This is a genomic window from Micromonospora sp. WMMA1998, from assembly GCF_027497375.1.
In the GTDB taxonomy this organism is placed as follows: domain Bacteria; phylum Actinomycetota; class Actinomycetes; order Mycobacteriales; family Micromonosporaceae; genus Micromonospora; species Micromonospora sediminicola.
Genome location: NZ_CP114911.1, coordinates 6,352,917 through 6,378,631 on the forward strand (window position 1 = coordinate 6,352,917; position 25,715 = coordinate 6,378,631).

Sequence of the window (25,715 nt, forward strand, 5' to 3'; positions counted from 1 at the left end):
GGCCGGTCAGTCGTTCCAACGGGAGGCGTTCCAGGCCACCTCCGCCAGCCGGCCCTGCCCGGCGGCGTTGGGGTGGAACCAGTCCAGCGCGTTGACCTGGTCCAGGTCGAACCGGTGTCGGTGGACCGCGCCGCCGTCCCAGCGGCAGCGCGACCCGTAGGCCCGGCAGGCGGCGCGCAGCTGCGCGTCGTACGCCTCGAGCCGCTCCCGGACCCGCGCCCGACGGGCGACCGCGGCGGGCGCGGTCGAGGTGGCGTCGGCCAGCAGCGCCGGGCAGACGCCCCGCGACCAGGCCCGCACCGCGCGGGGCTCGGTGTGCCCGAGCTGCCAGAGCCGGTGCAGGTCCGGGATACTGACCACCAGCACCCGCGCCTTCGGCCGGCCCTTGCGCAGCACGGCCAGCGCGCCGTCGACCTGCTTGCGGAAGGTGGCGGTCGGCGTCATCGCGTCGACGTCGTCCCGGCAGGCGTCGTTCGCCCCGATCAACACGGTGACCAGGTCGGCCTTGTCGCGTACCGCGGCCCGGGCCTGGCCGGCCAGCCCGGCCGCGCGGGCACCGGGCACCGCCCGGTTGTACGCCCGCAGCGCCGGCGCGTCCGCCCGCAGCCGCCGGTAGACGCTCTCCACCCGCAGGCTGTCCCCGGTCGACCAGGAGTTGCGTTCGCAGCTCACCAGCACCAGGCAGGAACCGAAGCCGGTGCTGATCGAGTCGCCGAGCGCGGTCAGCACCCGGGGGTCGCCGGGGCGGGGCGTGTCGGTCGGTCGGGGCGACGCGGAGCCGGAGCCGTCGCAGGCCAGCGCGACCAGCGCCGCGAGGCAGGCCAGCGCGGCGATCCAACGTCGAGGCATTCAGGTCCCCCGTCCGGCGGCACCAACGGGCCCGTCGACCCTATGCGCCTCGACCGTCCGTCCGGGAACTCTGTCGCCTTTCTGCCATCGACGACCGTCGTTCACATGGGTGTGGTGCGACCCGATCGTGAACTCACCGGCGCCACGGCGTGGGCAGGCCGTGCAGCCACCAGTGCAGCGCCCGGGTGATGCGCGGCAGCACCAGGTACGTCATCAGCGGGGTCAGGACCAACGTCATGAGCAGCGTCCGCCCGGCCAGCGGCACGTCGGCGAGGAACCGCGCGGTCAGCAGCGTGGCGGTGAGGCTGAGCGGGAAGAACGCCAGCCAGATGGTGACCGCCTGCTTCCAGCGCGGCGGCGCGGCCGGCACGACCGGCTCGGCCTCGCCGAACGTCTCCACCACGTGGTCCACCGGCGGGTCGAACCAGCCCTCGATGCCGGTGCGGCGTTCCACCCGGGTGTGCTCGACGATGCCCTGGGCCGAACTCAGCCACCAGTGCCGCTGCGGCGAGTCCTCCCAGCCGCGCAGCGTGTCGGCGTCGGCGAAGCGGTACATCACGTGCCACTCGGCGGAACCGGGCGCGCTGCGGACGAAGCCCGCGCCGAGGAAACCGGGGAAACTCTCCGCGAGCGCCGTGCCGGCCCGCATCCACGCCACCATCTCACCGGTACGCGCCGGGTCGGCGCGCCGGGAGACCGCGACGGTCACGGGTACGGCCTGCGTCGTGGTCATGCCCATCCTCTCCACCGCCGCGGGATCTCCGTCGGTACCGGCAGACCGATGTAACGCACCCGCCCGGTGGCGCCATCCACCGCGTACCCGCCGCGTGTCCCGGATCACCGGCCCGCCGGTGCCGCCGCGCGCCCCACCGGTTAACCCCGGCCGTGCCGGGGTAGCCGGGAGGAATGACCCGATCACAGCCCCGCCGCGCCCGTGGCACGGTCGGCCACGCGAACAGCGCGCTCAACCTGCGCCTCGTGCTGGCCCTGTTCGGTCTGGTGGTGATGGCCGTCTTCGCGGTGCTCGCGTTCGCCGCCGACGTGGCCTGGCTGGGCGTCGTCTGCGCGCTCCTCGCCGTGGTGGCCGTGGTCGACCTGGTCGTGATCCAGCGCCGCCGCGCCGCCCGCCGCCGGGAGGAGCCGGGCGTGCGGCACTCACTGTTCGAGTGACAGGAGTACGAGATGCCCATCGCCACCACCAATCCCGCCACCGGACAGGTGCTCAAGACGTACGACGCGATGTCGGACGAACAGATCGACGCCGCCATCGAGCGCGCCCACCTCGCGTACCGGCAGTTGCGGGACACCACCATCGCGCAGCGGGCCCGCTGGCTGCTGGCCGCCGCCGACCTGCTCGACGCCGAGCGGGACGAGACCGCCCGGCTGATGACCACCGAGATGGGCAAGACGTACGCCGCAGCGAAGGCGGAGGTGACCAAGTGCGCCACCGCCTGCCGCTTCTACGCCGAGAACGCGCCGAAGATGCTCGCCGACGAGCCGGCCGACGCCGCCGCGGTCAAGGCCAAGCGGGCGTACGTCCGCTACCAGCCGATCGGCCCGGTGCTCGCGGTGATGCCGTGGAACTTCCCGCTGTGGCAGGTGATGCGCTTCGCCGCGCCGGCCCTGATGGCCGGCAACACCGGCCTGCTCAAGCACGCCTCCAACGTGCCGCAGACCGCGCTCTACCTGGAGGACGTCTTCCGGCGGGCCGGATTCCCGGAGGGCGCGTTCACCACCCTGCTGGTCGGCTCCGACGCGGTGGACCGGATCCTCAGCGACCCGCGGGTGCGCGCCGCCACGCTGACCGGCAGCGAGCCGGCCGGCCGGTCCATCGCCCAGATCGCCGGCCGGGAGATCAAGAAGACCGTGCTGGAGCTGGGCGGCAGCGACCCGTTCGTGGTGATGCCCTCGGCCGACCTGGACAAGGCGGCCGAGGTCGCCACCACCGCCCGCTGCCAGAACAACGGCCAGTCCTGCATCGCCGCCAAGCGGTTCATCGTGCACACCGACGTCTTCGACGCGTTCGCCGAGAAGTTCGCCGCCCGGATGGCGGCGCTGCGGGTCGGCGACCCGATGGACGACGACACCGACGTCGGCCCGCTGGCCAGCGAGCGCGGCCGCGACGAGGTGCACGCGCAGGTGACCGACGCGGTCGACCAGGGCGCCACCGTGCTGTGCGGCGGCGAGAAGCCGGCCGGGGACGGCTGGTTCTACCCGCCGACCGTGGTCACCGACCTGCGGCCCGAGATGCGGATGTGGAGCGAGGAGGTGTTCGGGCCGGTGGCCGGCCTCTACCGGGTCGGCTCGTACGACGAGGCGATCGAGGTGGCCAACGGCACCAGCTTCGGCCTCGGCTCCAACGCCTGGACCACCGACCCGGCCGAGCAGGAACGTTTCGCCGAGGACCTGGACGCGGGCAACGTCTTCATCAACGGCATGACCACGTCCTATCCGGAGCTGCCGTTCGGCGGCGTGAAGAACTCCGGCTACGGCCGCGAGTTGTCCGCCCTGGGCATGCGGGAGTTCTGCAACACCAAGACCGTCTGGATCGGCGCGGGGGAGGCCGGCGTGGGCGCCGGCGCGCACGCCGAGTAGCCACGGTTGGCCGGCCGCCGTCATGGGTAGGAGTGCTGCCCATGACGGCGTTCGGCTTTCACGCATCCCATGAGCAGATCCACCCGGCGAAGCTGCTGGAGGCGGTGGTCCACGCCGAGCGAGCCGGCTTCGACGCCGCGATGTGCTCCGACCACTTCTCGCCCTGGAGCGAGCGGCAGGGCCAGTCCGCCTTCGCCTGGTCCTGGCTCGGCGCCGCGCTCCAGGCCACGAACCTGTCGTTCGGCGTGGTCAACGCGCCGGGCCAGCGCTACCACCCGGCCATCATCGCGCAGGCCATCGGCACGCTCGGCGCCATGTACCCGGGCCGCTTCTGGGCGGCGCTGGGCACCGGCGAGGCCAGCAACGAGCACATCACCGGCGACGTGTGGCCGCGCAAGGAGCTGCGCAGCGCGCGGCTGCGCGAGTGCGTCGACGTGATCCGGGCGTTGCTGGCCGGCGAGGAGGTCAGCCACGACGGGCTGGTCACGGTGGACCGGGCGAAGCTGTGGACCCGCCCCGAGGAGCCGCCCGCGCTGGTCGGCGCCGCGGTCAGCGTCGCCACCGCCCGCTGGTGCGCCGAGTGGGCCGACGGCCTGATCACCGTCAACGCGCCGGTGGACCACCTGCGCCAGATGATCGACGCCTACCGAGACGCCGGCGGGCGCGGACCGCTGCACCTGCAGGTGCACGTCAGTTGGGCGCCCGAGCAGGCCGAGGCCGAGGCGATCGCGTACGAGCAGTGGCGCAGCAACGTCTTCGCCCCGCCGGTCTGCTGGGACCTGGAGACCGCCGAGCACTTCGACGCGGTCAGCGCCGACGTGCCGATGGCGAAGGTCACCGAGACCGTCAACGTCTCCGCCGACCTGGGCCGGCACGTCGGCTGGCTGGAGGAGTACGTGGCGCTGGGCTTCGACCAGATCGCGCTGCACCACGTCGGGCAGGAGCAGCGGGCGTTCGTCGACGCGTTCGGCGCGGAGGTGCTGCCGAAGGTGCGCGGGGGCGCGTGATCACGATCCGGCCGCCGGACGCCTAGGCTCTGCCCCATGGAAGCTCTGTTCGAGGTCGTGGTCTTCCTGGCCATCGCGACCTTCGGCGCGGCGTTGGCCCGACGACTCGGGCTGCTCGCACCGATCCTGCTGGTCGTGCTCGGCCTCGCGCTGTCCTTCCTGCCGTTCGTCCCGCACGTGCGGCTGGACCCGGACCTGGTGCTGGTCGGCATCCTGCCGCCGCTGCTCTACGTGGCGGCGGTGAACACGTCGGTGCCGGCGTTCCGGCTCAACCTGCGGCCGATCCTGCTGCTCGCCGTCGGGCTGGTGATCTTCACCGCGTTCGTCGTGGGCACCGTGGTGCACCTGTTCCTGCCCGACCTGCCGTACGCGATCTGCCTGGCGCTCGGCGCGGTGGTGGCGCCGCCCGACGCGGTCGCCGCCACCGCGGTGGCCCGGCGGGTCGGCCTGCCCCGGCGGGTCGTCACCATCCTGGAGGGCGAGAGCCTGGTCAACGACGCCACCGCACTGGTGCTGCTGCGGGTGGCGATCGTCGCCGCCACCGCCAGTGCCGGCGGGGTCAGCTTCGGCTACGTGGCCCGGGAGGTGGTGGTCGCCACCGGCGGCGGTGTCCTCGTCGGGCTGCTCGGCGTGGTGGTCTTCGGCTACCTGCACAAGCGCACCACCGACCCGGTGCTGGACAACGCGCTGTCGCTGATCATCCCGTTCGCGGTGGTGTACGCCGCCGAGGAGATCCACGCCTCCGGCGTGGTCGCGGTGGTGGTAACCGGCCTGGGCATCGGGCACAAGCTGCCGCTGCTCATGTCGGCCGCGTCCCGGCTCCAGGTGACCGCGTTCTGGCGGCTGATCCAGTTCCTGCTGGAAGGGCTGGTGTTCCTGCTGGTCGGCCTGCAACTGCCCGAGGTGCTGCGCGACCTCGACGAGCCGATCGGCTCGCTGGCCGGAATCACCGCGGCGGTGCTGGCCGCCGTCTTCCTGGCCCGGTTCGTCTGGCTCTTCCCGGCCACCTACCTGGCCCGGCTGGTGCCCCGCGTACGGCAGCGCGACCCCGCGCCACCGGTGCGGTTCCCGATCGTCATCGGCTGGGCCGGCATGCGCGGCGTGGTGACGCTCGCCGCCGCGCTGGGCCTGCCGCTCACCCTCGCCGACGACCGGCCGTACCCGCGGGCGCTGTTGATCTGGCTGGCGTTCGCGGTGATCGTGGCCACCCTGGTCGGCCAGGGCGCCACGCTGCCGTGGCTGGCCCGGCGGCTGCGGCTGCCGCCGGACGACCCGGTGCAGGACGCGCTCTCCGCCGCCGGGGTGCAGCAGCAGGCCAGCCGGGCGGCCCGGGAACGGCTGGACGCGCTGGCCGGGGGCGCGCCGGAGGCCGTGGTGGAACGCCTGCGCGGGCTGACCACGTCGCGCGCCAACGTGGCCTGGGAACGGCTCGGCGGCACCGAGCGGGAGACCCCCTCCCAGGCGTACGCGCGGCTGCGTCAGGAGATGATCGACGCCGAGCGGGAGGTGTTCCGCGCCGCCCGCGACTCCGGCCGGATCCCGGAGGAGGTGCTCACCCGCGCCTATCGTGATCTGGATCTGGAAGAGTCCCTGCTGCGACAGGAGGTCGACGAATGAGCTGCCAGCACCTGGCCGAGCCGGGCGGGGCCGAGCCGAGCACCACCACCGAGTGCCCCGACTGCGTCGCCATCGGCAACGACGACTGGGTGCACCTGCGGGCCTGCCTGAGCTGCGGGCACGTGGGTTGCTGCGACTCGTCGCCCTACCAGCACGCCACGAAGCACTTCGAGAGCAGCGGACACCCGGTGATGCGGTCGGTGCAACCGGGGGAGTCGTGGCGCTGGTGCTTCGTCGACGAGGAGATCGGCTGACTCAGCCGATCCGGCGGGCCAGCACCTGCCCGGGCCACGGCGCCCGCCCCGGCCGCCGGACGGTGAACGGGTCGGTGGCGGTGAAGCCGCACCCCTCGTAGAAGCGCACCAGCGCCCGGTCCGCGCCGCGGTAGCAGTCCACCCGCAGCAGGCCGACCCCACGGTCGCGGGCCAGTTCCGCGGCGTACCCGAGCAGCCGCGCCCCGACCCCGCGACCGGCGTACGCCCGGTCGGTGACCAGCAGGTTCACGTACAGCTCCGGCTCGGTGGGCGGTGGCACGTACTCCGTCGCCGCGCCCACCACCAGCGCGCCCACGACCGTCCCGTCGATCTCGGCGAGGTGCAGGCCGCCCCCGCCGGCCCACGCGGCGGCCTGGTCGATCCGGCGCGGGTCGGTCGAGGCCGGCGTGGTGCCCCACTGGTCGGTGCGGCCCCGCTCCACCAGCCACGCGGTGGCGCTGTCGAGCAGGCGCAGCACGGTGGGGGCGTCGTCCGGCCCGCCGGGACGGATGGTGATGCTCCGCTGGTCGGTCATCCCGCCATGCTGCTACACGGGTGCGACCGGCTGCCCGGCGGCGGCCGGCTCTCCGGTGGGCGCCGGCCGGCTCGCCACCGCGCGCCGGGCCAGCGCCGGGGCGGCCAGCCCGACGGCGGCGAACAGCGCGCCGAGCACCAGCCAGCCCGCCGCGCCGCCACCCAGCACCAGCAGCGTGAGCAGGCCGCGGCCGAGCGCCTGGGCCAGCCCGGCGAGCAGCCCGTCCGCCCCCTGGTAGGCGCCGATCGCGTGCGGCGGCGCGAGGTCGTAGGCGAGCCCCGCGCCGGCCGCGCCCTGCCACAGGTCGCCCACCGTCCACACCGCGGTGGCCACCAGCAGCAGCCCGACCGCCGGCAGCACCGGCAGACCGGCGGTCGCCGCGTAGAGAGGGGTCGCCGCGGCCAGCACCAGCCCGGCCCGGCGCAGCTTCCGGGCGGCCGGGGCGGCGGTGTCGGCGCCCCGGCTGAGCCGGACCGCCAGCAGCACGGTGAGCAACGTGTTGATCAGCAGCACCGCCGACACCACCGGGGGCGGCGCGCCGGCCCGGCCGACCGTCCACAACGGCACGACCAGGGTGAGCACGGTGAGGTGCGTGCCGAGCACCGCCGACGCGCCGCTCACCGCGAGGAAGCGCCCGTCCCGCAACGGTCCGCCCCGCCGTGCCGCGTCGCTCACCCGCCGCGCCGCGCCACCGGCCCGCTGCCGTGGCACCCGCAGCAGCAGCGCCGCCGAGAGCAGGTAGGTGGCGACGTTGCCGACCACCAGGACCTGGTACGCCCGGTGGGTGTCCACGGCCAGCGCGATCCCGGCCAGCGCGGTGCCGGCGGTGATGCCCAGATTGGCCACCGCGCGCAGCGTGGCGAAGGCGTGCACCCGTCCGGCCGGGCCGCCGACGGCGGCGACGAGCGCCGCCCGTACCGCCAGGTTCCCGGTGGAGAGCAGCGCCTCCGGCACCGCCACCACCAGGAACATCGCGAGCGAGTCGACCAGCAGGTACGCGGCCGCGGCGAACGCCTGGCCGACCTGGAGCGCGGCCCGCAGCGTACGCGGGTCCCAGCGGTCCGCCAGCCCGCCCAGCGGCACGCTGGCGGTCAGTCCGACCAGCCCGGCGACGGTCAGCCCCGCACCCACCGACGTCGGGGAGAGCCCCACGTCCCGGGTCAGGTAGAGCGCCCCGCCGGCCAGCCAGAGCCCGGTGCCGACCGTGTTGGCCAGCGTGGCGAGCGCGAGAGTGCGCAGCGGCCCGGGCGGCGGGAGCGGCGAGACGCGTCCCATCAGTGCCCGACGGGCGCTGCCGCGCAGGATTCGGTGGCCGGGTGGCGTCGACTGCGGGTCATGGGCCTGACGCTAGACACGACCACGTCGCGTCGGAGTCCCGCCCGGGGCGAGGTCGGTCACACCGCGCGGGGTGGCCGGTCGCCGTCGGAACGTCCGGCACCGCCCTGGCGCACGGGTGCCCGACCGGGGCGTCCGCGCTTCGGCGCCCGGGCGGGTGGGTGTCTCCGCTCCCGCGACGCACCCATGGCGCTCCACCGACGGCGTTGACGGGCTGTGGGTGGAACGTGGTGGGTGTCTCCCGGGCCGTGAGGCACCCATGGCCCACCCTGCGTCGTCGACGGGAGTGGGGGAACACCGCGTCGCGGCAGGACGACGATGCCGCGACGTGCGGTATACCGCTCAGTCATAAATATGACCAGGCGGTATGTCGCACGACAGTCACCGTCTGCCCGTCTGCCCCGGCGAGGTCCGTCGTGTGCCGGCGCGCAGGTCGCCCGGGCGGTGGCACGGCAGGATGACATGCCGGAGAAATCTGCTCGCCTCGCCCGGCCCGTTCTGCCAGGGTCGGCCCGTGAATGCGAGCAGGACCGCCCGGGCCGACGAGCTGGCCGAGGTGCAGCGGATCGAGGTGGCCTCGGGCGCGCCGTTCCGGGAGATCGGCATGACCCGGGTGGCCGACATGCCGCCGCTGCCGCTGGACGCGCTCGCCGCCGGGCAGCGCGCCGGCCGGCTGCGGGTGGCGGTCGACGCGACGGACCGACCGGTCGCGTTCGCGCTGGTCGACCTCGTCGACGGCGCGGCGCACGTGCAGCAGCTCAGCGTCGACCCGGCGTACGCCCGGCGCGGGATCGGCCGGGGCCTGCTCGACGACGTGGCGCGGCGGGCGGCGGCGGAGCGGCTGCCGGCACTGACGCTGACCACGTTCCGGTCGGTGCCGTGGAACGGGCCGTACTACGCGCGCTGCGGATTCCGCGAGCTGGACGCCTCCGCACTGACGCCGGGGCTGGTCGCGCTGCTGCTCGCCGAGGCGGCGCTCGGGCTCGACCCGGCCGACCGGGTCGCGATGCGCCGGACGGTCGGCTGACCGGTGGCCGCCGGCCTGGCAGGCCGCCGCCCACCCGAGTTCCCGGCTGGTTGACCGGATCAGTGCGCGCCGCCGAGGTTGAGCACCACCACGCCGGCGATGACCAGACCGGCCCCGACCACCTTCGTCACGCTCAGCGGCTCGCCCAGGAACGCCGCCCCGACCGCCATGATCGCGGCGGTGCCCAGCCCGGACCAGATCGCGTACGCCACGCCGACCGGGACGTCCCGGACCACGAGGGCGAGCAGCCCGAACGCGGCCAGGTAGCAGGCCACCAGGCCGGCCGTGGGCCAGAGTCGGGTGAACCCGTCGCTCGCCTTCAGCAGGCTGGTGCCGACCACCTCGGCCGTGATCGCCAGCGCCAGGAGCAGATACGCCATGCCGGGACCGTACCCGGCGATTCGCCGACCGTGCGGTGGTGACGCCGGGCAGGCGCCACCACCGCACGAGCACCGGTCAGGAGACGGTGCAGGCCTTGCCGTTGAGGGTGACCAGCGTGGGGTCGGGGTTGGGGGTCGCGGAACCCGTGCCGTTCAGGCCGAACGTGGTGGACGCTCCGGGCGCGAGCTTCCTGTTCCACGACAGGTCCTTCGCGGTGACCGTGGCGCCGGTCTGGGCCACCTCCGCCGACCAGGCGTGGCTGACCTTCTGGCCGCCGGTGAAGGCCCACCGCAGCGTCCACCCGTTCACCGCCGTCGTGCCGGTGTTGCGCACCGTCACCTGGGTGGTGAAGCCGGACGGCCAGCTGCCGTGGGTGGTGTAGGCGACCGCGCAGGTGGGCGCCGGCACGGCACCGGCGTCACCCTGGTCGGCCAGGAACGAGGCGAGCCAGGCCAGCGCCGAGTTCCAGTTGATCGCCACCTCGTTGGTCGCGTACGAGTTGATGTCGTCGACGTAGCAGAACATCGGCGCGCACCCGGCGAGCAGGTTCGCCGCGTACGGGTCCTGGAGGGCCGCGTTCGGGCCGCCGGCGAGCGAGCCGGCCGGCGGGTTCGGCAGGTCCGGGTTCAGCTGGTGGGCGAAGATCCGGCTGTGCTGGTTGTGGGCGTTCTGCTCACCCCAGCCGGTCACGTAGGACATGTTCAGCGCGTTGCGGCCGAACAGGTAGTCGGCGCTCTGCACCGCGCCGTCCCGGTACTTGGCGTCCCGGCTGAGGTCGAACGCGGTGGCCAGCACGATCGCGTTGTTGACCATGTTGCTGTTGCTGCCCCAGACGTACGCGTCGGCGGTGCCGGGCGTCGGCATGCCGTACGCCTGGTCGTCGAGCGCGGCCAGGTAGCGGTCCGCGGCGGCGGTCACCGAGGCGCGGATCCGGGTCTTCTCGGCCGCCGGCAGCGTGTTCGGCACGGTGGCCAGGTCGAGCCGGCCCAACGCGGCCACGCTCTGCCAGCCGAACGCGCCGTTCGGGGTGAAGACGTCGGCGGTGTGCAGCGGCGAGGCGGTGACGTCGGCCAGGTACGCCTTGTCGCCGGTGCTCAGCCACAGCTCGACCGCGGCCCAGTAGAACTCGTCGGTGACGTTCGTGTCGTCGTACGCGCCGCCGCCGGTGCCGTCGCTGGCCGAGGCGTATTTCGCCGGGTGCGCCTTCGCCGCCGCGTACGCGGTCTTCGCGGCCGTGGCGCAGCGGGCCGCGTAGTCGGCGTCGTACGGGGCGAACAGCCGGGCGCACTGCGCGGCCACGGCGGCCAGGTTGAGCGTGGCGGCGGTGGACGGCGGGTGCAGCTCGCGCGGCTGCGGGTCGTCCTGCGGGGCCAGCGGCAGGCCGGTCCAGTTCTTGTCGTGGATCTTGTGGTGCACCATCCCGGCCAGCGGCTCACCCGCCGGCACCTGCATGCGCAGCAGGAAGTCCAGCTCCCAGCGGGCCTCGTCGAGCACGTCCGGCACGGCGTTGCCGCGCTCGGGCACCCGCAGCGTGGCGTCACCGAGGGCCGCGCCGCCGTCGGCGGTCTCCGCGGTCTTGGTCCGCTCGAACGCGTTGAGCAGCTGGTAGGTGGCGATGCCGCCGTTGACCACGTACTTGCCGTGGTCGCCGGCGTCGTACCAGCCGCCGCGCACGTCCAGCGTGTAGTCGCAGACGCCGGGCTGGCAGGGCACGTCGGTGTCGCCCTGGTTGGGCGCGACGCCCAGGTGGCCGGCGGGGCGGGCGTACTCGGCGCCGATCAGGTCGCCGTCGATCGCGATGCCGCTGCGCTGGGCGTAGAAGAACTGGAGCGAGTCGGCGCGCAGCCGGTCGTAGAGCGTGCCGGAGATGTCGAACGGGTGGCTGGTCTCCCCGTCGACGGTCAGCGTGTAGCCGGTGCCCGGCGTGCGGTACGCGGAGAAGTCGACGGTCTGCACGTTCTGCGCCGAGGCGGCGTCGGTGCCACGCGGCGTGGTCTCGCCGCTGGCCACCACCGCGCCGCCGGCTGACCTCAGCTGCCAGGGCAGCGCCCCGGTGGCCTCGGTGACCACGGTGGCGTGCTTCGGCCCGCCGGGCAGGTAGCCGACCTGGTTGACCCGGACCCGCGGCCCGGTGTCCGGCTCGTACGGCGGGGCCGCCTCGCCGCCGCGCAGCGACACGTTGTCGAGGCAGAACGTCTGCGCCTGCGCGCTGCCGCCGATCTGGAAGATGAGCTGGGCGCCGGCGTTGTCGGCGGGGGAGGTGAACGTGGTGGTGACGTGCCGCGCGGTGCTGGTGGCGGTGGCGTCGACGCTGGCGTACGTGGTGTAGGGGGCGCTGCCGAGCTGGAGCACCGCCTTGACGGCCGCGCCGGGGGTCGCGGAGACGTCGAAGGACAGCTCGTACTCGGCCCCGGAGATCAGCGGCACCGCGTCCTGGCCGATGCCGGCGTCCCAGGGGTTGGCCGTGCCGGCGGCGACGGTGGTGCAGAGCCGGCCGTCGGTGACCGCCAGGTCGCCGGTGCCGTAGGAGAACCAGGGGGACACGCCGGCGCTGAAGTCGCCGTTGCGCAGTTGTTCGGGGGCGTCCGGCGGCACCTCGGCGGAGGCCGGGCCGGCGGTGGCGGCGAGCGCCAGGGTGGTGGCCGCGGCGAGCGCGACCAGCCGACGACGGGATCGGGTCACGGAGGGTTCCTTCCGTGCTCGGGGGTGGTGGAGGAGAGCACGGGAGCTGGGAGCGCTCCCACTATCAGGGCGATGTTTCCATCGCGTTCCGCCCCTGTCAATCGATCCGACCCGATGGCCGGCGCGCGCCCGTGCGCAGGGGGGTCCACCGCGCCACGTACGATGGTGGTGATCTCCTAGAGACAACCGAGCCCTCGACCTGGCAGGCTGCGACCCATGACCCTGAAGCTTCGTTCCGTCGGAGCGAGCGACCGTGGGCTGATCCGCAGCGGCAACCAGGACGCGCAGCACGCGGGCGCCTGGCTGGTCGCGGTCGCCGACGGCATGGGCGGCATGGCGGCCGGTGACCTGGCCAGCCGCATCGCGATCGACGCGATCGCCCCGCTGGACGTGGAGACGCCGGAGGACGCGCTGGTCGCCGCACTCCAGGGGGCCATCGAACGGGCCACCGAGGGGATCCGCCGGGCCGTCGAGGAGGACCCGGAGCGCCAGGGCATGGGCACCACGTTGACCGCGCTGCTGTTCGCCCGCACCGGCAGTTGCCTGGCGCTGGCGCACGTCGGCGACTCCCGGGCCTACCTGTTCCGCGAGGGCGTGCTCAAGCAGGTCACCCGAGACGACACGTTCGTGCAGATGCTCGTCGACCAGGGCGTGATCACCGCCGAGCAGGCAAGCAGCCACCCCCGGCGCGCCGTGGTGACCCAGGCGTTGCAGGGCGACCAGGTCTCCCCGACATACGCGACCATGGTGCCCCGGGCCGGCGACCGCTGGCTGCTGTGCAGCGACGGCCTCTCGAACGTGGTCCGCGCCGACACGCTGACCGAGGTGCTCGGCGAGGGCCTGGACCGGGACGCCTGCGCGGCCCGGCTCATCGACCTCGCGCTGCGGGCCGGCGGCCCGGACAACATCACCGTGGTGATCGCCGACGTCGTCGAGGAGTGAGCGCGCCTAGCGCCGGCGCGGGCTGGCCCGGCGGGTCGGCTCCGCCGTCGTCGGGTCCTCCGGCCACGGGTGACGCGGGTAGCGTCCGCGCAGTTCCGCCCGCACCTGCGGGTAGCCGGTCCGCCAGAACGAGGCCAGGTCCGCGGTGACCGCCACCGGCCGCCCGGCGGGGGAGAGCAGGTGCAGCAGCACCGGCACCCGGCCGTCGGCGATCCGGGGCGCGTCCCGCCAGCCGAACGTCTCCTGCAGCTTCACCGCCAGCACCGGGGCGGCCGGGTCGGTGTAGTCGACCCGGATCCGCGAGCCGCTGGGCACCGGCAGCCGTTCCGGCGCCAGCTCGTCGAGGCGGGCCGCCTGCCGCCAGTCGAGCAGCCGCCGCAGCGCCGCCGCCACGTCCACCCGCACGAGGTCGCCCCGTCGGCGGACCCGGGTCAGCTCCGGCCCGAGCCAGAGCGGCGCGGCGTCGAGCAGCGCGGCGTCGGCGACGTCCGGCCAGTCGTCGCCGAGCGTCGACCGACAGAAAGCCAGCCGGCGACGCAGGGCCGTGGCCTCGGGCGACCAGCCGAGCAGGCCGAGGCCCTCCTGCCGCAGGCCGTCGCGCACCGCCGCGGCGACCAGCTCCGGGTCCGGCGCGGTCAGCGGCCGCTCGACCAGCTCGACGGCGCCGAGGCGGACCACCTCCCGGGCCACCACGTCCCCGGCGGACCAGACGACCTCCCGGTCGGTGCGCAGCAGCCCCGCGCCGGCCTCCCGCGCGGTCGCCTCGTCGATCGGCGCGGCCAGCCGCACCCGCGCGGTCGGCGCGCCGGGGGAGCGGTCGGCCACCGCGACGGCGAGCCATGGTGATCCGGTCAGCCCCGACCCGGCCGCCAGCTCCGCGGCGGTCCCGCCGGCCATCAGGTACGCGGAACCGCCGGCCCGCCGCGCCCGCGCCAGCCGTTCCGGGTACGCCAGACCGGCCAGCAGCCCCGCGGCCAGATCGTCGGGCAGTCGCTCCGGCCCCGGTGCCCCGCCGGCGGGCAGGGCGGCGCGCAGCCGGCGTACCTCGATCCGCCAGCGGGCGGTGGCGGCCGGGTCCGCGCCGGCGCGCAGTCGGCGCCACCGGGCCGGCAGGTCGTCCCCCGCGCCGCCCAGCGTCTCCTCGGCGAGCACCGCCACCACCTCGGCGGCCCGGTCCGCGCCGACCCGGGGCGCACCGTCCAGCAGCGCCCGCGCCAGCCGGGGATGGGTGCCGACCGCCGCGACCGCCCGGCCCCGCGCGGTGATCCGGCCGTCGGCGTCCACCGCGCCGAGCGTGGCCAGCGTCTCCCGGGCCACGGTGAGCGCGGCCGGCGGCGGGGGATCGGGCAGCGCCAGACCGGTGCCGTCCGGCGCGCCCCAGGCCGCCAGCTCCAGCGCGAACCCGGTCAGGTCGGCGGTGGCGATCTCCGGCTCCGGCTGCGGGGCGAGCCGGGCGTGCGTCGCCTCCGACCAGCAGCGGTAGACCGCGCCCGGCGCCTCCCGCCCGGCCCGTCCGGCGCGCTGGGTGGCGGCCGCCCGGGACACCGGCACGGTGACCAGCGCGCCCAGCCCACGGGCCAGATCGGTGCGGGGCACCCGGCTCAGCCCGGCGTCCACCACCACCCGTACCCCGGGCACGGTCAGGCTGCTCTCCGCCACCGCGGTGGACAGCACCACCCGACGGCGGCCCGGGGCCGGGGCGAGCGCGGCGTCCTGGGCGGATCCGGGCAGCCGGCCGTGCAGCGGCAGGACGACGGTGTCGGGCAGGCCACCCAGCCGGCCCGCGACCGCCGCGATCTCGCCCGCGCCGGGCAGGAAGACCAGCACGTCGCCGTCCCGCTCGCGTAACGCCCGGCGGACCGTGGCGGCCACGTGGTCCAGCAGCATCGGGTCCACCCGGCCGGCGCCGGGCGGGGTCACCGGACGTGGCGGCGGCGCCCAGACCCGTTCCACCGGGTGCAGCGCGGCCTGCGCCCGCACCACGGGCGCGGGGGCGTCCCCGCCGAGCAGTGCCGCGAACCGGTCGGCCCGCGGCGTCGCCGACATCGCGAGGAGCCAGAGGTCGGGGCGGAGCGTGGCCCGGGCCTCCACGCTGAACGCCAGCGCCAGGTCGGCGTCGAGCTGCCGCTCGTGGCACTCGTCGAGCAGCACCGCGCCCACCCCCGGCAGCTCCGGGTCGTGGTGGAGCCGGCGCACCAGCAGGCCGGTGGTGACGACCTCGACCCGGGTGCGCGGCCCGCCCCGGCGCTCGCCGCGCACGGCGTAGCCGATCCGGTCGCCGACCCGCTCGCCGAGCAGCGCGGCCATCCGGTGCGCGGCAGCGCGCGCGGCCACCCGCCGGGGTTGCGCGATCACCACCCGACCGGCGACCGCGTCCGCGACCGCGAGCGGCGCGGTGGTGGTCTTGCCGGAGCCCGGCGGCGCGACCAGGATGCCGGCGCCCCGCTCCCGCAGCGCTTCGACCAACGCCGGCAGCACCGGTCGGACCGGCAGGTCGAGCGGTACGTCGGCGAGCACGGCCCCACTCTCGCACCCCGCCGCCGGACGGTCCGCGCTGCCCCGCCCCGACACCGTCGGCCGTGTCCGGTCCCCGGTCACCGACCGTCACTCCGTCGCCGGCGCGCCGACGTCGTGCGTCCGCAGCCGTCCGAGGGTGACGCGGTCACTCGCCGACCGCGATGCGCGCACAGAGGGGCGTCCCGGATCGGGCGGCCCGCCTCGGGGATCGCGGTGAGGTACGGGCTCGACCGAGACGGGCACGCCCTCGACGGCGACCTGCCCCGGTGAGAAGCCCAGCCCGTCGGCGCCACCGGATCATCTGTCGACAGGTCGCGTCGATCATGGAGTTGTGGCTCCCGGCTCGCCCGGATTGACAGGCATTGTCAGGTGCCACAACTCCATGATCGACGGAGGGCGCGGAGGTGGCTGGTGGCCGCGCGCGATGTGGCGGCTCGCGATATCACGAACCACTCAGCTCGACAGGCGGCGTGCGCCGGTGCCCGCGGCGCCGACGGCGCCGTGTCTGTCCGGAACTCCCGGGCGACGGAGCGGCGCCCGCCATGCCTCGGGGCCGGCCCGGCTCGGACGCGGAACGGTCCGGACCGGCTCGGCCCGGACGCGGAACGGCCCGGCCGGCGCATCGCCGACCGGGCCGGGTGGCTCGCGACGCCGGGCCCGCCGACCCGGCCGCCGCCACCCCCCTAGTACGTTCCGTCGAGCTGCCCGCGCAGCTTGGTCAGCGCCCGGGCCAGCAGCCGGGACACGTGCATCTGCGAGACGCCGATCTGCTCGGCGATCTGCGACTGGGTCAGGTTGCCGTAGAAGCGCAGCGTGAGGATCTTCTGCTCGCGCTGGTCGAGGGTGGCCAACGCCGGGCCGAGGGCGACCCGCATCTCGGCCAGCTCGAACTCGCCGTCCTCGCCGCCGAGCAGGTCACCCAGCTCGGTGGCGCGCTCGCCGTCCCCGGTCGGGGTGGACAGCGACACCGCGTTGTAGGCGCGGGCGCCCTCCAGACCCTCCAGCACCTCTTCCTCGGTGAGCTTGAGGTGGGCGGCGATGTCGGTGACCGTGGGCGAGCGGCCGAGGGTCTGCAACAGCGTGCTGTTGGCGTCGGAGATCGCCAGCCGCAGCTCCTGGAGCCGGCGCGGCACCCGGATGTCCCAGGTGCGGTCGCGGAAGTGCCGCTTCAGCTCGCCGATGATGGTCGGGATGGCGTAACCGGCGAAGTCGACGCCGCGGGACGGGTCGAACTTGTCGATCGCCTTGATCAGGCCGATCGCGGCGGTCTGCGCCAGGTCGTCGTTGGGCTCGCCCCGCCCGCTGTAGCGGTGGGCGAGGTGGTTGGCCAGCGGCAGCCAGGCCTCGATGGCGCGGTCGCGCAGGGCCGGTCGCGACGGGTGGTTCGCGGGCAGCGCGGCCATCGCGGCGAGCAGGTCGGCGGCGCTGTCGGTGAGCGCACGGGGGTCGAGCTTCGCGGAGCCGGCCGGCGCGGATGTCGCCGGAGCACTGATCGTGTGGGCGGTCATGGTGGTCCTCCCTGCACCTCGTCCGCGGAAAAAAGAAGAGACGCTTAGGTTTAGCTTCAGTTGGTCCGTTCGGAAGCCACCTTAGCCTGACCGGCGGACGGAAATCTAGCCGAAAGTATGATGTACTTAAGGCTTATCGGGGTAGCAAGGGCCTGGATCGGGGCATATCGCGCACCGGCGGCCCATGTCCGGTCGGTCGGTCCGCTCGATCCGACCGGTCAACGCAGAACCCGACAGTCGGTCGAAGTGTCGCCTTTCCGTCGTTGTCCCACCAACGGGACCGCCCGTAGCGTCCGTAGGTACACGTCTACGGAGGCACCGTGCTCGATCCCGCCGCGCCGCAACTCGTCATCAACGCCCCGACGCTGCTGTTCAGCTGGATCCCGGCGGACCCCGGCGCGGCGGAGGCGCTGGTGCCGGCCGGCCTCCGGGCGCACCCCCAGCGGCAGGTCTTCCTCTGTCAGTACGTGGTCGACGACGGGACCCAGACCTCCGGCTTCGGCGCCTACTCGCTCACCTTCCTCGGTGTCTCGCTGGCGGACATGGACGCGCCGGACGGCGAGACCCCGGGCGGCTGGTGGACGCACTACCTGGCCTCCAGCCCTCGGGTCCGGCAGTACGCCGCCGCCCGCGGCGCCCCGGCCACCGACGGCGAGACCCACCTGGAGGTGCGCGGCGGCCGGCTCACCGCGGAGACCCGGGCCGACGGCCGGCCGCTGATCCGGGTCACCGCCCGCGTCGGAGACACCGGAACCGAGGCGCACAACGGCCACCACCGCTACCTCACCCGCCGCGACGGTGAGCTGATCGTGACCGACTACCCCTACGTGGCCGAGCCGGTGTCACCGTTCGAGGTCGAGTCGGTGGAGTTCCTGGCGCCGGAGCACCCGGTCTACGCGCTCCGGCCGGCCAACCCGCTGCACGTCTGCTGGGGGTTCTACTCGCCCCGGGTGTCGTTCGCCTATCCCGCCCGCCCCAAGGTGCCGGACGAGGCGGGGGACCTTCACCAAGTGCCGGCGCGCCGGGCGCGCAGCGGCCTGCCGTCGGGGTCGTAGACCAGCCGGTACGCCGGCAGCGCCCAGAGCCGCGTCCGCCAGGGCAGCCGCTCCGGTCGGTGCGGCCGCAACCGGCCGGGCGGTCGAGGGCCGACCCGCCCGCCGGCGTGCCAGCGGTCCAGTTCGTCCGCCGCCGCGGTGATCGCCGCCACCGCGTCCGCCGGGTCCAGCAGGTCGTCGTCCTGTGCGCCGTTCGGATCGCGGTCCAGGTGCTCCCGCCAGAGCCGCAGCCGCAGGTCTCGGGCGAAGACCCGGGCGCCGTCGCCCAGCCCGGCCGGGTCGGCCGGCGACCGTTCGTCGTGGGTGTCGTCCAGCACCGCGCAGGACAGCTCGCTGTCGTGGGTCCAGGAGCGGCGGTTGAAGTTGTCGCTGCCCACGCTGGCCCAGACGTCGTCCACCACGCAGACCTTGGCGTGCACGTAGACCGGGGTGCCCTCGTGGTTCTCGACGTCGAACACGTGCACCCGGTCGGGGGCGGCCCGGTGGCAGAGCGACAGCGCCTGCTCCCGGCCCACCATGTTCGGCGGCAGCGCGAGCCGGCCGTCGACGTCCGGGTGCCGGGGAACCACCGCCACCAGGTGCAGGTCCGGGTGCTCGCGCAGCGCCTGGGCGAACAGCTCGGCCACCTCGTTCGACCAGAGGTACTGGTCCTCCAGGTAGATCAGCCGGCGCGCCCGGCGTACCGCCTTGGTGTAGCCGCGGGCGACGGTGCGCTCGCCGTCCGGGGCGAAGGAGTAGCGCGGACGCACCGCCGGGTAGGTGCGCAGCACCTGCACGTGGTGCGGCCCGCAGGGCGGCGGGTCGGCGGGCTGGTCGGGCAGCGGGTCCGGGCGCAGGTCCGAGCCGCGCAGCCGGTCCCGCAGGTAGGCCATCGGGTTCTCCGAGTCCAGCGGCATCGGGTCGGTCCAGCGCTCGCGGAACGTGGTGTCCAGCGCGCCGACCACCGGCCCGCGCAGCGCGAGCTGCACGTCGTGCCAGGGCGGCGTCGCGCCGTAGCGCGGGGACATGGCCACCGGCTGCGGATCGCCGGCGTGGGTCGCGTCGTCGCGCCGGCTGTGGCACAGGTCGATGCCGCCGGCGAACGCGATGTCGCGTTCCGGGGCGTCGGGACGGCGCAGCACGACGAGCTTCTGGTGGTGTGAGCCGCCGCGCCGGACCCGCTGGTCGAGCAGCACCTCGCCGCCGGCCGCGCAGACCGCCTCGCTGAGGTCGCGGTTCTCCGCCTCGCTGTAGGAGAGCGTGTCGAGGTGCGAGCGCCACAGCAGGCCCTTGACGACCACCCCGCGCTGGGCGGCCTGCGCGAACAGTTGCACCACCGTGGGGCCGTCCGGGCGCATCCGCTCGTCCGGGTCGCCCCGCCAGTCGGTGAAGAACAGGTGGTCACCGGCCGTCAGCGCCTCCACCTCCCGGACCAGCCGGTCGAAGTACGTGGCACCGTGAATCAACGGCTCGGCGAGGTTTCCGCTCGTCCAGACGGGTAACTCAGAGCCTGGGTTGGCGCGTTCCTGTGCGGTGAGGAACCAGTCCCGCAGGGTCACGTTCCAGCCTCCCGAGGTCGACGACGTCCTCACACGGTAGGACCCCCGGACGGGCCCCGCACCACGACGCAGCAGGTCGGCGACGGTGGCACGCGCCTGGGGTACCCCGGACCCCTGGAACGCGAAACCGAGGAGGCACCGACATGCCCGCCGAGACGACGAACACCGTGACCGACAACCGCGACCAGGCGGTGGAGGGGGAGCGGGGTGCGCTGGTGGCGGTGCTGTTGATGGTGATCCTCGGAGTGGCCGGGATCTTCGCCGTCTCCTGAGACCGCCGCCGGGCGCCCCGGCGGACCGGGGCGCCCGTAGCAGGTCAGGGGCGGTCGCCCTGGCCGTCGCTGTGCGGCACCCGCCCGGTCGGGATCACCCCGAGCCGGCCGGCCTGAAAATCCTCGACCGCCTGGATCAGCTCGGCCCGGGTGTTCATCACGAACGGGCCGTAGTGGGCCACCGGCTCGCGGATCGGCTGCCCACCCATCAGGTAGAGCTCCAGCGCCGGGGTGTTGCCGTCCTGCGTCCGGTCGGCGGTGATCCGCAGCGCGTCGCCGGGACCGTGCACGGCGAGCTGGCCGAGGTGGATCGGCCGCCGGTCGACGCCGACCGTGCCGCGGCCGGCCAGCACGTAGACCAGCGCGTTGAAGTCCGGCCGCCAGGGCAGGCTCAGCTCCGCGCCGGGCTGCAACGTGACGTGCGCGATGGTGATCGGCGTGTGGGTCGAGCCCGGGCCACGGTGCCCGGCGACCTCGCCGGCGATGACCCGGATCAGGCCGCCGCCGTCGGGCGTGGTCAGCAGCGCCGACTCGCGGCCGCGGATGTCCTGGTAGCGGGGCGCGCTCATCTTGGCGACCCGGGGCAGGTTGACCCAGAGCTGCAGGCCGTGGAACAGCCCGCCGCTCGTCACCAGGTGCTCCGGCGGCGCCTCGATGTGCAGCAGGCCGCTACCGGCTGTCATCCACTGGGTGTCGCCGTCGGTGATGGTGCCGCCGCCACCGGTCGAGTCCTGGTGGTCCATGATCCCGTCGATCATGTAGGTCACCGTCTCGAAACCGCGGTGCGGGTGCCACGAGGTGCCCTTCGGCTCACCCGGCGCGTAGTCCACCTCGCCCATCTGGTCGAGGTGGATGAACGGGTCCAGCTCGGTCATCGGGACCCCGGCGAAGGCCCGGCGGACCGGGAAGCCCTCGCCCTCGTAGCCGCTGGGCGCGGTGGTGACCCGGCGGACCGGGCGGTAGGTGGTGGACTCGTCCAGCCTCGGCAGGCGGGGCAGGACGAGGACGTCGTCGACGGTGATCGCGGGCATCGCGGGCTCCCTAGTTGTCGGCCGGGGTGGACGACGCGGTGCGGTCGGCGCGCAGGCGCCGGCCGAGCCGCTCGAAGACCCGGGTGAGGCAGGCGACCTCGGCGTCGTCGAGGTCGTCGATCAGGTGGGTGCGCACGGAGCGCAGGTGGTGCGGCGCGGCCTCGCGCAGGGCCAGCAGCCCGGTCGCGGTGAGGACGGCCTCGCTGCCGCGCCGGTCGGCCGGGCAGGACTCCTTGGCCACCAGGCCGCGCTTCTGCATGGAGGTGATCTGGTAGGTCAGCCGGCTCGGCGAGAAGACCAGCCGGTCGGCCAGCTCGCCCATGCGCAGCCGCTGCCCGGGCGCCTCGGAGAGCAGCACCAGCACGTGGTAGTCGGCGAAGCTGAGGTCGCTGTCGGTGCGCAGGTCGTCCTCCAGCTGGGTGAACAGCCGCTGGCTCGACTCGATGTAGGCGCGCCAGCAGGCCGTCCGCTCCGCGTCCAGGCTCTCCGTCATGGCTCCGAGAGTAGCACTATTTAAAATTTAAACAAGTGCCTTGCTGGTCGGCGGAGCGCGCGCCAGGGAGCTGGCAGGAGGTGTCGGTCGAAATTTGAACTGACCATCCGGCTAGGGTCGGGGTATGGACGATCTCGACGTGCTCGACTGGCGGGAGCGGGTGGCCCGGCTCTACCTCTCGGACCTGGACCTGGCCGGCTTCCGGGCGGCCCGGGACGAGCTGTTTCGCACCCACCCGAGCAGCCCGGTGCCGCCGGACGACCGGCCCGGCTTCACCGGACTGCGCTGGTTCCCGCCCGACCCGGACGCCGTGGTCGAGGCGCCGCTGCGGCCCACCTCGGGCGAGCTGAGCATCGACACCGGCGGCCCCGACGGGGTGGTCTCCTACCGCCGGGTGGCGGTCGCCGACACCCCCTGGGGTCCGCTGACGCTCTGGTGGATCGAGGCGTACGGGGGTGGGCTGTTCCTGCCGGTGCGCGACGCCACCTGCGGCGACGGGGCGTACGGCGGGGGCCGGTATCTCACCGACACGGTCAAGGGGACGTTCGGACGCGGCCTGACGGTGCTGCCCGGCGGCCGGGTGCGGTTGGACGCGAACTACCTCTACAACCCGAGCTGCGCCTACGACGACCGGTGGGCCTGCCCGCTCGCCCCGCCGGAGAACCGCGTCGACGTGCCCCTGCGCGCCGGCGAGCGGGCCTACCACGTCTGACGCGAGAGGGAGGACCCGCAGCGCGGGCCCTCCCTCGCCGTGTCGCGCCGCTCAGCGGGCGGTGGCGCCGGTCGGCGTGAGGTGCATCCGGCCCAGCAGCTGCCGCGCCTGCTCCGCCACCTCCGCCTCCACGGTGACCGCGTACTGGCCGGCCCGCAGCGAGCTGGCCGAGGTGAAGTCGCGCTGCCCACCGGTCATGGCGTGCGCGACCGCGCCGAACACGGCACCCCAGATCGCGCCGATGACCAGCCCGACCAGGATCACCGCCAACCAGTTGCCCGCGGTGAAGATGCCGAACAGCAACCCGATGAACAGGCCGAACCAGGCGCCGGTGCCGGCGCCCAGCAGGGCCGCCCGCCCCGTGGTGAGCCGCCCCATCACGGTCTCCACCAGCGTCAGGTTCGTGCCGACGATCGAGGTCCGTTCCACCGGGAACCGGTTGTCGGCCAGATAGTCCACCACACGCTGGGCGGACGGATAGTCCGGATACGAACCGATCGTGACGGTCGGCGCACCGGCCTGCGGCCCGTGCCCGTCCCCGCTCGGCGGCGTCGGGCGACCGCCCGGGCCGGACGGGAGGTTGTCGCCGCCCGGCATTCCGGGTCGCCAGGCCGCGGTCGGAGTCGAGGGTCTGGTCATGAGCATCCTCCTTCGTCAACCCGCCGCGTTCCCGTCGGCGGCGGGCGGTAACGCGGCCGACGGCACGGATGCGGCCAGGCATGGCTCCGGCCCGGGCGGGTAGCCACGACCGTGCGGACCGGACGGATCAGCGAGCACGGCTTCCTCGCCGACGGGTGCAGCGCGGCGCTGGTGGACCGGGCCGGCGCGGTCAACTGGTGGTGCCCGCACCGCTTCGACGCGCCGTCGGTCTTCGGTCGGCTCCTCGGCGACGACGCGGGGTACTGGAGCGTCCACCCCGAGGGCGAGTTCACCAGCACCCGCTCCTATCTGGACGACACGCTGGTCCTGCGTACCGTCTTCACCACCGCGACCGGCACGGCGGCCGTCACCGACACGCTGGCGCTGGAGCCCGGCGCGCGCGGCCACGAGATCGGGCTGCGACCGCCGCGCGTGCTCGCCCGCGTGGTCGAAGGGCTCAGCGGCGAGGTGCCGATGCGGACCGACTACGTGCCGCGTTTCGAGTACGGCCGGGTCCGCGCCTACCTCGTCGAACGCGACGGGGTGATCAGCGCGGCGGCCGGCGTGTGCCGCCTGGACCTGCGCGCCGACGTCCCGCTCACCCTCACCGACGCGGCCGCCGTCGGGCGGTTCACCGCCCGCGCCGGCAGCACCCACCGGTTCACCCTGGGGTACGCCCCGACGTACTCCGGCACCGACCCGGAGCTGCCCGACGCCGCCCGGGTGGTGGCCGACGCGGTCACCGGCTGGCGCTCCTGGGCCGACCTGCACGACTACCGGGGCGAGTACCGCGACCAGGTCCGGCGCAGCGCGATGGTGGTGCAGGGCATGACGTACGGGCCGAGCGGCGCGGTCGTCGCGGCGGCCACCGCCTCACTGCCGGAGCAGATCGGCGGGGACCGCAACTACGACTACCGCTTCGTCTGGCTCCGCGACTTCAGCCTCACCCTCCAGGCGCTCTGGCGGGCCGCCTGCCCTGACGAGGCGGACCGGCAGTTCACCTGGGTGGCCCGGGCGATCGGCCGGATCGGCGACGCCCCGGTGCCGATCATGTACGGCGTCGAGGGGGAGCGGGACCTCACCGAGCACGACCTCGACCATCTCGCCGGCTACGAGGGCAGCCGGCCGGTGCTGGTCGGCAACGACGCGTGGCGGCAGCGACAGAACGACGTGCTGGGCGAGGTGCTCGACGCCGCCTGGCTGATGCGGCACTACCTCGACCCGATGTCGCCCGAGGTCCGCCACCTGCTGCACACGCTGGCCGACCAGGCGGTACGCGACTGGCACCGGCCCGACGCCGGGATGTGGGAGGCGCGCGACGCGGAGCGGCACTACGTCTCGTCGAAGGTCCAGTGCTGGACCGCGCTGGACCGCGCCGTGCGGTTCGGACCACGCATCGGCGAGCCCGCCGACGTGGCGCGGTGGGCCGCCGCCCGGGACGAGGTGCGGGCGGTGGTGCTCGACCGGGGCTGGAACGAGCGGGTCGGCGCGTTCACCGGCGCGTTCGACTCCGACGACCTGGACGCCTCGGTGCTGATCATGCCGTTGGTCGGCTTCCTGCCCGCCGACGACCCGCGGATGCGCGCCACGATGGACGTTGTCGAGCGGCGGTTGTCCCGGGACGGGCTGCTGCGCCGCTGGGACGACGACCCGGCCGGGTTCGTGATCTGCTCGTTCTGGCTGGCCGCCTGCCGTGCCGAGGCGGGCGAGATCGACCGGGCCCGGCAGATGTTCGAGCAGCTCACCGCCCGCGCCAACGACCTCGGCCTCTACGCCGAGCAGATCGACCAGGCCACCGGCGAGCAGCTCGGCAACTTCCCGCAGGCGTTCTCGCACATCGGCCTGATCATCGCCGCGGGCCGGATCACCGACGCCGTGGCGCGACGCGCCGGCGAACGAGCGGCCGTGCCGACCGGCGCGGCCCACACGGAGGGAGCAACCGGATGACCGGACGGCTGGCGGGGAAGACCGCCCTGATCACCGGCTCGGACTCGGGCATCGGGCAGGCCACCGCGATCGAGTTCGGCCGGGAGGGCGCCGACGTGGTGGTGCACTACCTGCACGACCACGCCGGGGCCAACCACACCCGGGCCGAGATCGAGAAGGTCGGTCGTCGGGCCGTGGTGGTGCAGGGCGACATCAGCGTCGAGCACCAGGTCGAGGCGATGTTCGACGAGGCGCTGGCCGAGTTCGACCGGTTGGACGTGCTGATGAACGACGCCGGCGTGGACGCCTCCGGCATCCCGGTCGCCGACCTGGACACCGAGACGTGGGACCGGTGCATCCGGACCAACGTCTACGGGACGTTCTTCTGCTCCCGGCGCTTCGTGCGCCACCGCAAGGAGCAGGGCGGCGGCGGCCGGATCATCAACATCACCTCGATCCACCAGGAGGTGGCCCGGGCCGGCGGCGCCGACTACGACACCAGCAAGGGCGCGATGCTGGAGTTCGCCAAGAGCCTGGCGCTGGAGGTCGCGCCGATGCGGATGAACGTCAACAACATCGGGCCCGGCATGGTGCTCACCCCGTTCAACCAGGAGGCGATCGACGACCCGAAGTATCTGGAGGAGCAGGTGCAGAGCATCCCCTGGAAGCGGGCCGCCCAGCCGTCCGAGATCGCCAAGCTGGCGGTCTTCCTCGCCAGCGACGACGCCGACTACGTCACCGGGTCGACGTACTTCATGGACGGTGGCCTGATGCAGAACCAGGGTCAGGGCGCCTGAGCG

At 74.3% G+C, this 25,715-nt stretch carries 24 protein-coding genes; 12 read left to right on the forward strand and 12 right to left on the reverse strand.

The features are described from left to right. Positions 1-6: 6 nt before the first annotated feature. Positions 7-849 carry a GDSL-type esterase/lipase family protein gene (locus O7600_RS29535; RefSeq protein ID WP_281591625.1) on the reverse strand — a complete coding sequence of 281 codons (843 nt, stop codon included), beginning with the start codon at positions 847-849 and terminating at the stop codon, positions 7-9. A gap of 133 nt (positions 850-982) precedes the next feature. Then, positions 983-1,582 carry an antibiotic biosynthesis monooxygenase gene (locus O7600_RS29540; RefSeq protein ID WP_091578417.1) on the reverse strand — a complete coding sequence of 200 codons (600 nt, stop codon included), beginning with the start codon at positions 1,580-1,582 and terminating at the stop codon, positions 983-985. A 173-nt stretch (positions 1,583-1,755) separates the two neighbouring features. Between O7600_RS29540 and O7600_RS29545 the strand changes: the two genes are divergently transcribed. From O7600_RS29545 to O7600_RS29565, 5 genes are read left to right on the forward strand one after another with little or no spacing between them, the layout of a single operon-like run. Further along, the gene (locus O7600_RS29545; protein WP_091578415.1) at positions 1,756-2,019 is read left to right on the forward strand and encodes a DUF6343 family protein; all 264 of its coding nucleotides are present in this window, start codon (positions 1,756-1,758) and stop codon (positions 2,017-2,019) included. Between the two features lie 12 nt (positions 2,020-2,031). After that, a complete protein-coding gene (locus tag O7600_RS29550; protein ID WP_281591626.1) occupies positions 2,032-3,444 on the forward strand; it encodes an NADP-dependent succinic semialdehyde dehydrogenase in 1,413 nt (470 codons plus the stop codon). A 41-nt stretch (positions 3,445-3,485) separates the two neighbouring features. Then, the gene (locus O7600_RS29555; protein WP_281591627.1) at positions 3,486-4,451 is read left to right on the forward strand and encodes a TIGR03885 family FMN-dependent LLM class oxidoreductase; all 966 of its coding nucleotides are present in this window, start codon (positions 3,486-3,488) and stop codon (positions 4,449-4,451) included. Positions 4,452-4,487: 36 nt separating this feature from the next. Continuing rightward, entirely contained in the window at positions 4,488-6,068 is a 1,581-nt protein-coding gene (locus tag O7600_RS29560; protein ID WP_281591628.1) for a Na+/H+ antiporter, read from the forward strand. Beyond that, a complete protein-coding gene (locus O7600_RS29565; protein WP_281591629.1) occupies positions 6,065-6,322 on the forward strand; it encodes a UBP-type zinc finger domain-containing protein in 258 nt (85 codons plus the stop codon). Before O7600_RS29560 ends, O7600_RS29565 begins: the two co-directional genes overlap by 4 nt. A 1-nt stretch (position 6,323) precedes the next feature. Here O7600_RS29565 and O7600_RS29570 read toward each other — a convergent pair whose 3' ends face one another. Next, positions 6,324-6,857, reverse strand: coding sequence for a GNAT family N-acetyltransferase (locus O7600_RS29570; RefSeq protein WP_281591630.1), 534 nt, complete (start codon positions 6,855-6,857; stop codon positions 6,324-6,326). Between the two features lie 12 nt (positions 6,858-6,869). After that, positions 6,870-8,132 carry an MFS transporter gene (locus O7600_RS29575; protein ID WP_281591631.1) on the reverse strand — a complete coding sequence of 421 codons (1,263 nt, stop codon included), beginning with the start codon at positions 8,130-8,132 and terminating at the stop codon, positions 6,870-6,872. Positions 8,133-8,706: 574 nt separating this feature from the next. Here O7600_RS29575 and O7600_RS29580 point away from each other — a divergent pair. Continuing rightward, positions 8,707-9,219: a GNAT family N-acetyltransferase gene (locus O7600_RS29580; protein ID WP_281591632.1), complete on the forward strand. Its 513-nt coding sequence runs from the start codon at positions 8,707-8,709 to the stop codon at positions 9,217-9,219. Positions 9,220-9,278: 59 nt separating this feature from the next. On the opposite strand, the gene O7600_RS29585 is transcribed toward O7600_RS29580, so the two are convergent. After that, on the reverse strand, positions 9,279-9,599 hold the full coding sequence (locus O7600_RS29585; RefSeq protein WP_281591633.1) for a multidrug efflux SMR transporter: 321 nt from the start codon (positions 9,597-9,599) through the stop codon (positions 9,279-9,281). A gap of 76 nt (positions 9,600-9,675) precedes the next feature. Then, complete coding sequence (locus O7600_RS29590) at positions 9,676-12,282, reverse strand: glycoside hydrolase family 9 protein (RefSeq protein WP_281591634.1); 2,607 nt, start codon at positions 12,280-12,282, stop codon at positions 9,676-9,678. A 216-nt stretch (positions 12,283-12,498) separates the two neighbouring features. On the opposite strand from O7600_RS29590, the gene O7600_RS29595 reads away from it, so the two are divergent. After that, positions 12,499-13,224: a protein phosphatase 2C domain-containing protein gene (locus tag O7600_RS29595; RefSeq protein WP_091578389.1), complete on the forward strand. Its 726-nt coding sequence runs from the start codon at positions 12,499-12,501 to the stop codon at positions 13,222-13,224. A gap of 6 nt (positions 13,225-13,230) precedes the next feature. On the opposite strand, the gene hrpB is transcribed toward O7600_RS29595, so the two are convergent. Together hrpB and O7600_RS29605 are read right to left on the reverse strand one after the other, a co-directional pair. Beyond that, on the reverse strand, positions 13,231-15,741 hold the full coding sequence (gene hrpB / locus O7600_RS29600; protein ID WP_281591635.1) for an ATP-dependent helicase HrpB: 2,511 nt from the start codon (positions 15,739-15,741) through the stop codon (positions 13,231-13,233). 683 nt (positions 15,742-16,424) lie between these two features. Then, a complete protein-coding gene (locus tag O7600_RS29605; RefSeq protein ID WP_091578384.1) occupies positions 16,425-17,249 on the reverse strand; it encodes a SigB/SigF/SigG family RNA polymerase sigma factor in 825 nt (274 codons plus the stop codon). A 320-nt stretch (positions 17,250-17,569) separates the two neighbouring features. Here O7600_RS29605 and O7600_RS29610 point away from each other — a divergent pair, with 320 nt between their 5' ends. Continuing rightward, positions 17,570-18,304, forward strand: coding sequence for a hypothetical protein (locus O7600_RS29610; RefSeq protein WP_281591636.1), 735 nt, complete (start codon positions 17,570-17,572; stop codon positions 18,302-18,304). Here the strand turns inward: O7600_RS29610 and O7600_RS29615 are convergent. Further along, on the reverse strand, positions 18,253-19,842 hold the full coding sequence (locus O7600_RS29615; protein WP_281591637.1) for a phospholipase D-like domain-containing protein: 1,590 nt from the start codon (positions 19,840-19,842) through the stop codon (positions 18,253-18,255). The two genes, O7600_RS29610 and O7600_RS29615, sit on opposite strands and share 52 nt — an antisense overlap. 143 nt (positions 19,843-19,985) lie before the next feature. Between O7600_RS29615 and O7600_RS29620 the strand changes: the two genes are divergently transcribed. Beyond that, positions 19,986-20,114 carry a hypothetical protein gene (locus O7600_RS29620; protein ID WP_281591638.1) on the forward strand — a complete coding sequence of 43 codons (129 nt, stop codon included), beginning with the start codon at positions 19,986-19,988 and terminating at the stop codon, positions 20,112-20,114. A gap of 44 nt (positions 20,115-20,158) precedes the next feature. On the opposite strand, the gene O7600_RS29625 is transcribed toward O7600_RS29620, so the two are convergent. Together O7600_RS29625 and O7600_RS29630 are read right to left on the reverse strand one after the other, a co-directional pair. After that, on the reverse strand, positions 20,159-21,145 hold the full coding sequence (locus O7600_RS29625; RefSeq protein ID WP_281591639.1) for a pirin family protein: 987 nt from the start codon (positions 21,143-21,145) through the stop codon (positions 20,159-20,161). A gap of 10 nt (positions 21,146-21,155) precedes the next feature. Further along, a complete protein-coding gene (locus tag O7600_RS29630) occupies positions 21,156-21,638 on the reverse strand; it encodes a MarR family transcriptional regulator (protein WP_281591640.1) in 483 nt (160 codons plus the stop codon). Positions 21,639-21,762: 124 nt separating this feature from the next. Between O7600_RS29630 and O7600_RS29635 the strand changes: the two genes are divergently transcribed. Then, positions 21,763-22,350: a DUF1684 domain-containing protein gene (locus O7600_RS29635; protein WP_281591641.1), complete on the forward strand. Its 588-nt coding sequence runs from the start codon at positions 21,763-21,765 to the stop codon at positions 22,348-22,350. Between the two features lie 51 nt (positions 22,351-22,401). Here the strand turns inward: O7600_RS29635 and O7600_RS29640 are convergent, their stop codons facing one another. Beyond that, positions 22,402-22,989: a general stress protein gene (locus O7600_RS29640; protein ID WP_091578369.1), complete on the reverse strand. Its 588-nt coding sequence runs from the start codon at positions 22,987-22,989 to the stop codon at positions 22,402-22,404. 111 nt (positions 22,990-23,100) lie between these two features. Between O7600_RS29640 and O7600_RS29645 the strand changes: the two genes are divergently transcribed. Continuing rightward, positions 23,101-24,936, forward strand: coding sequence for a glycoside hydrolase family 15 protein (locus O7600_RS29645; RefSeq protein WP_281591642.1), 1,836 nt, complete (start codon positions 23,101-23,103; stop codon positions 24,934-24,936). Continuing rightward, positions 24,933-25,712, forward strand: coding sequence for a glucose 1-dehydrogenase (locus O7600_RS29650; protein ID WP_091578364.1), 780 nt, complete (start codon positions 24,933-24,935; stop codon positions 25,710-25,712). The genes O7600_RS29645 and O7600_RS29650 overlap by 4 nt, the downstream gene beginning before the upstream one ends. Positions 25,713-25,715 lie beyond the last annotated feature (3 nt).

Coding starts and splice junctions, on each gene's coding strand:
- O7600_RS29595 (WP_091578389.1), top strand. CDS start 12,499: ATGACCCTGAAGCTTCGTTCCGTCGGAGCGAGCGACCGTGGGCTGATC.
- O7600_RS29635 (WP_281591641.1), top strand. CDS start 21,763: ATGGACGATCTCGACGTGCTCGACTGGCGGGAGCGGGTGGCCCGGCTC.
- O7600_RS29540 (WP_091578417.1), bottom strand. CDS start 1,582: ATGACCACGACGCAGGCCGTACCCGTGACCGTCGCGGTCTCCCGGCGC.
- O7600_RS29560 (WP_281591628.1), top strand. CDS start 4,488: ATGGAAGCTCTGTTCGAGGTCGTGGTCTTCCTGGCCATCGCGACCTTC.
- O7600_RS29555 (WP_281591627.1), top strand. CDS start 3,486: ATGACGGCGTTCGGCTTTCACGCATCCCATGAGCAGATCCACCCGGCG.
- O7600_RS29640 (WP_091578369.1), bottom strand. CDS start 22,989: ATGACCAGACCCTCGACTCCGACCGCGGCCTGGCGACCCGGAATGCCG.
- O7600_RS29565 (WP_281591629.1), top strand. CDS start 6,065: ATGAGCTGCCAGCACCTGGCCGAGCCGGGCGGGGCCGAGCCGAGCACC.
- O7600_RS29570 (WP_281591630.1), bottom strand. CDS start 6,857: ATGACCGACCAGCGGAGCATCACCATCCGTCCCGGCGGGCCGGACGAC.
- O7600_RS29545 (WP_091578415.1), top strand. CDS start 1,756: ATGACCCGATCACAGCCCCGCCGCGCCCGTGGCACGGTCGGCCACGCG.
- O7600_RS29585 (WP_281591633.1), bottom strand. CDS start 9,599: ATGGCGTATCTGCTCCTGGCGCTGGCGATCACGGCCGAGGTGGTCGGC.
- O7600_RS29630 (WP_281591640.1), bottom strand. CDS start 21,638: ATGACGGAGAGCCTGGACGCGGAGCGGACGGCCTGCTGGCGCGCCTAC.
- O7600_RS29575 (WP_281591631.1), bottom strand. CDS start 8,132: ATGGGACGCGTCTCGCCGCTCCCGCCGCCCGGGCCGCTGCGCACTCTC.
- O7600_RS29650 (WP_091578364.1), top strand. CDS start 24,933: ATGACCGGACGGCTGGCGGGGAAGACCGCCCTGATCACCGGCTCGGAC.
- O7600_RS29550 (WP_281591626.1), top strand. CDS start 2,032: ATGCCCATCGCCACCACCAATCCCGCCACCGGACAGGTGCTCAAGACG.
- O7600_RS29535 (WP_281591625.1), bottom strand. CDS start 849: ATGCCTCGACGTTGGATCGCCGCGCTGGCCTGCCTCGCGGCGCTGGTC.
- O7600_RS29605 (WP_091578384.1), bottom strand. CDS start 17,249: ATGACCGCCCACACGATCAGTGCTCCGGCGACATCCGCGCCGGCCGGC.
- O7600_RS29625 (WP_281591639.1), bottom strand. CDS start 21,145: ATGCCCGCGATCACCGTCGACGACGTCCTCGTCCTGCCCCGCCTGCCG.
- O7600_RS29620 (WP_281591638.1), top strand. CDS start 19,986: ATGCCCGCCGAGACGACGAACACCGTGACCGACAACCGCGACCAGGCG.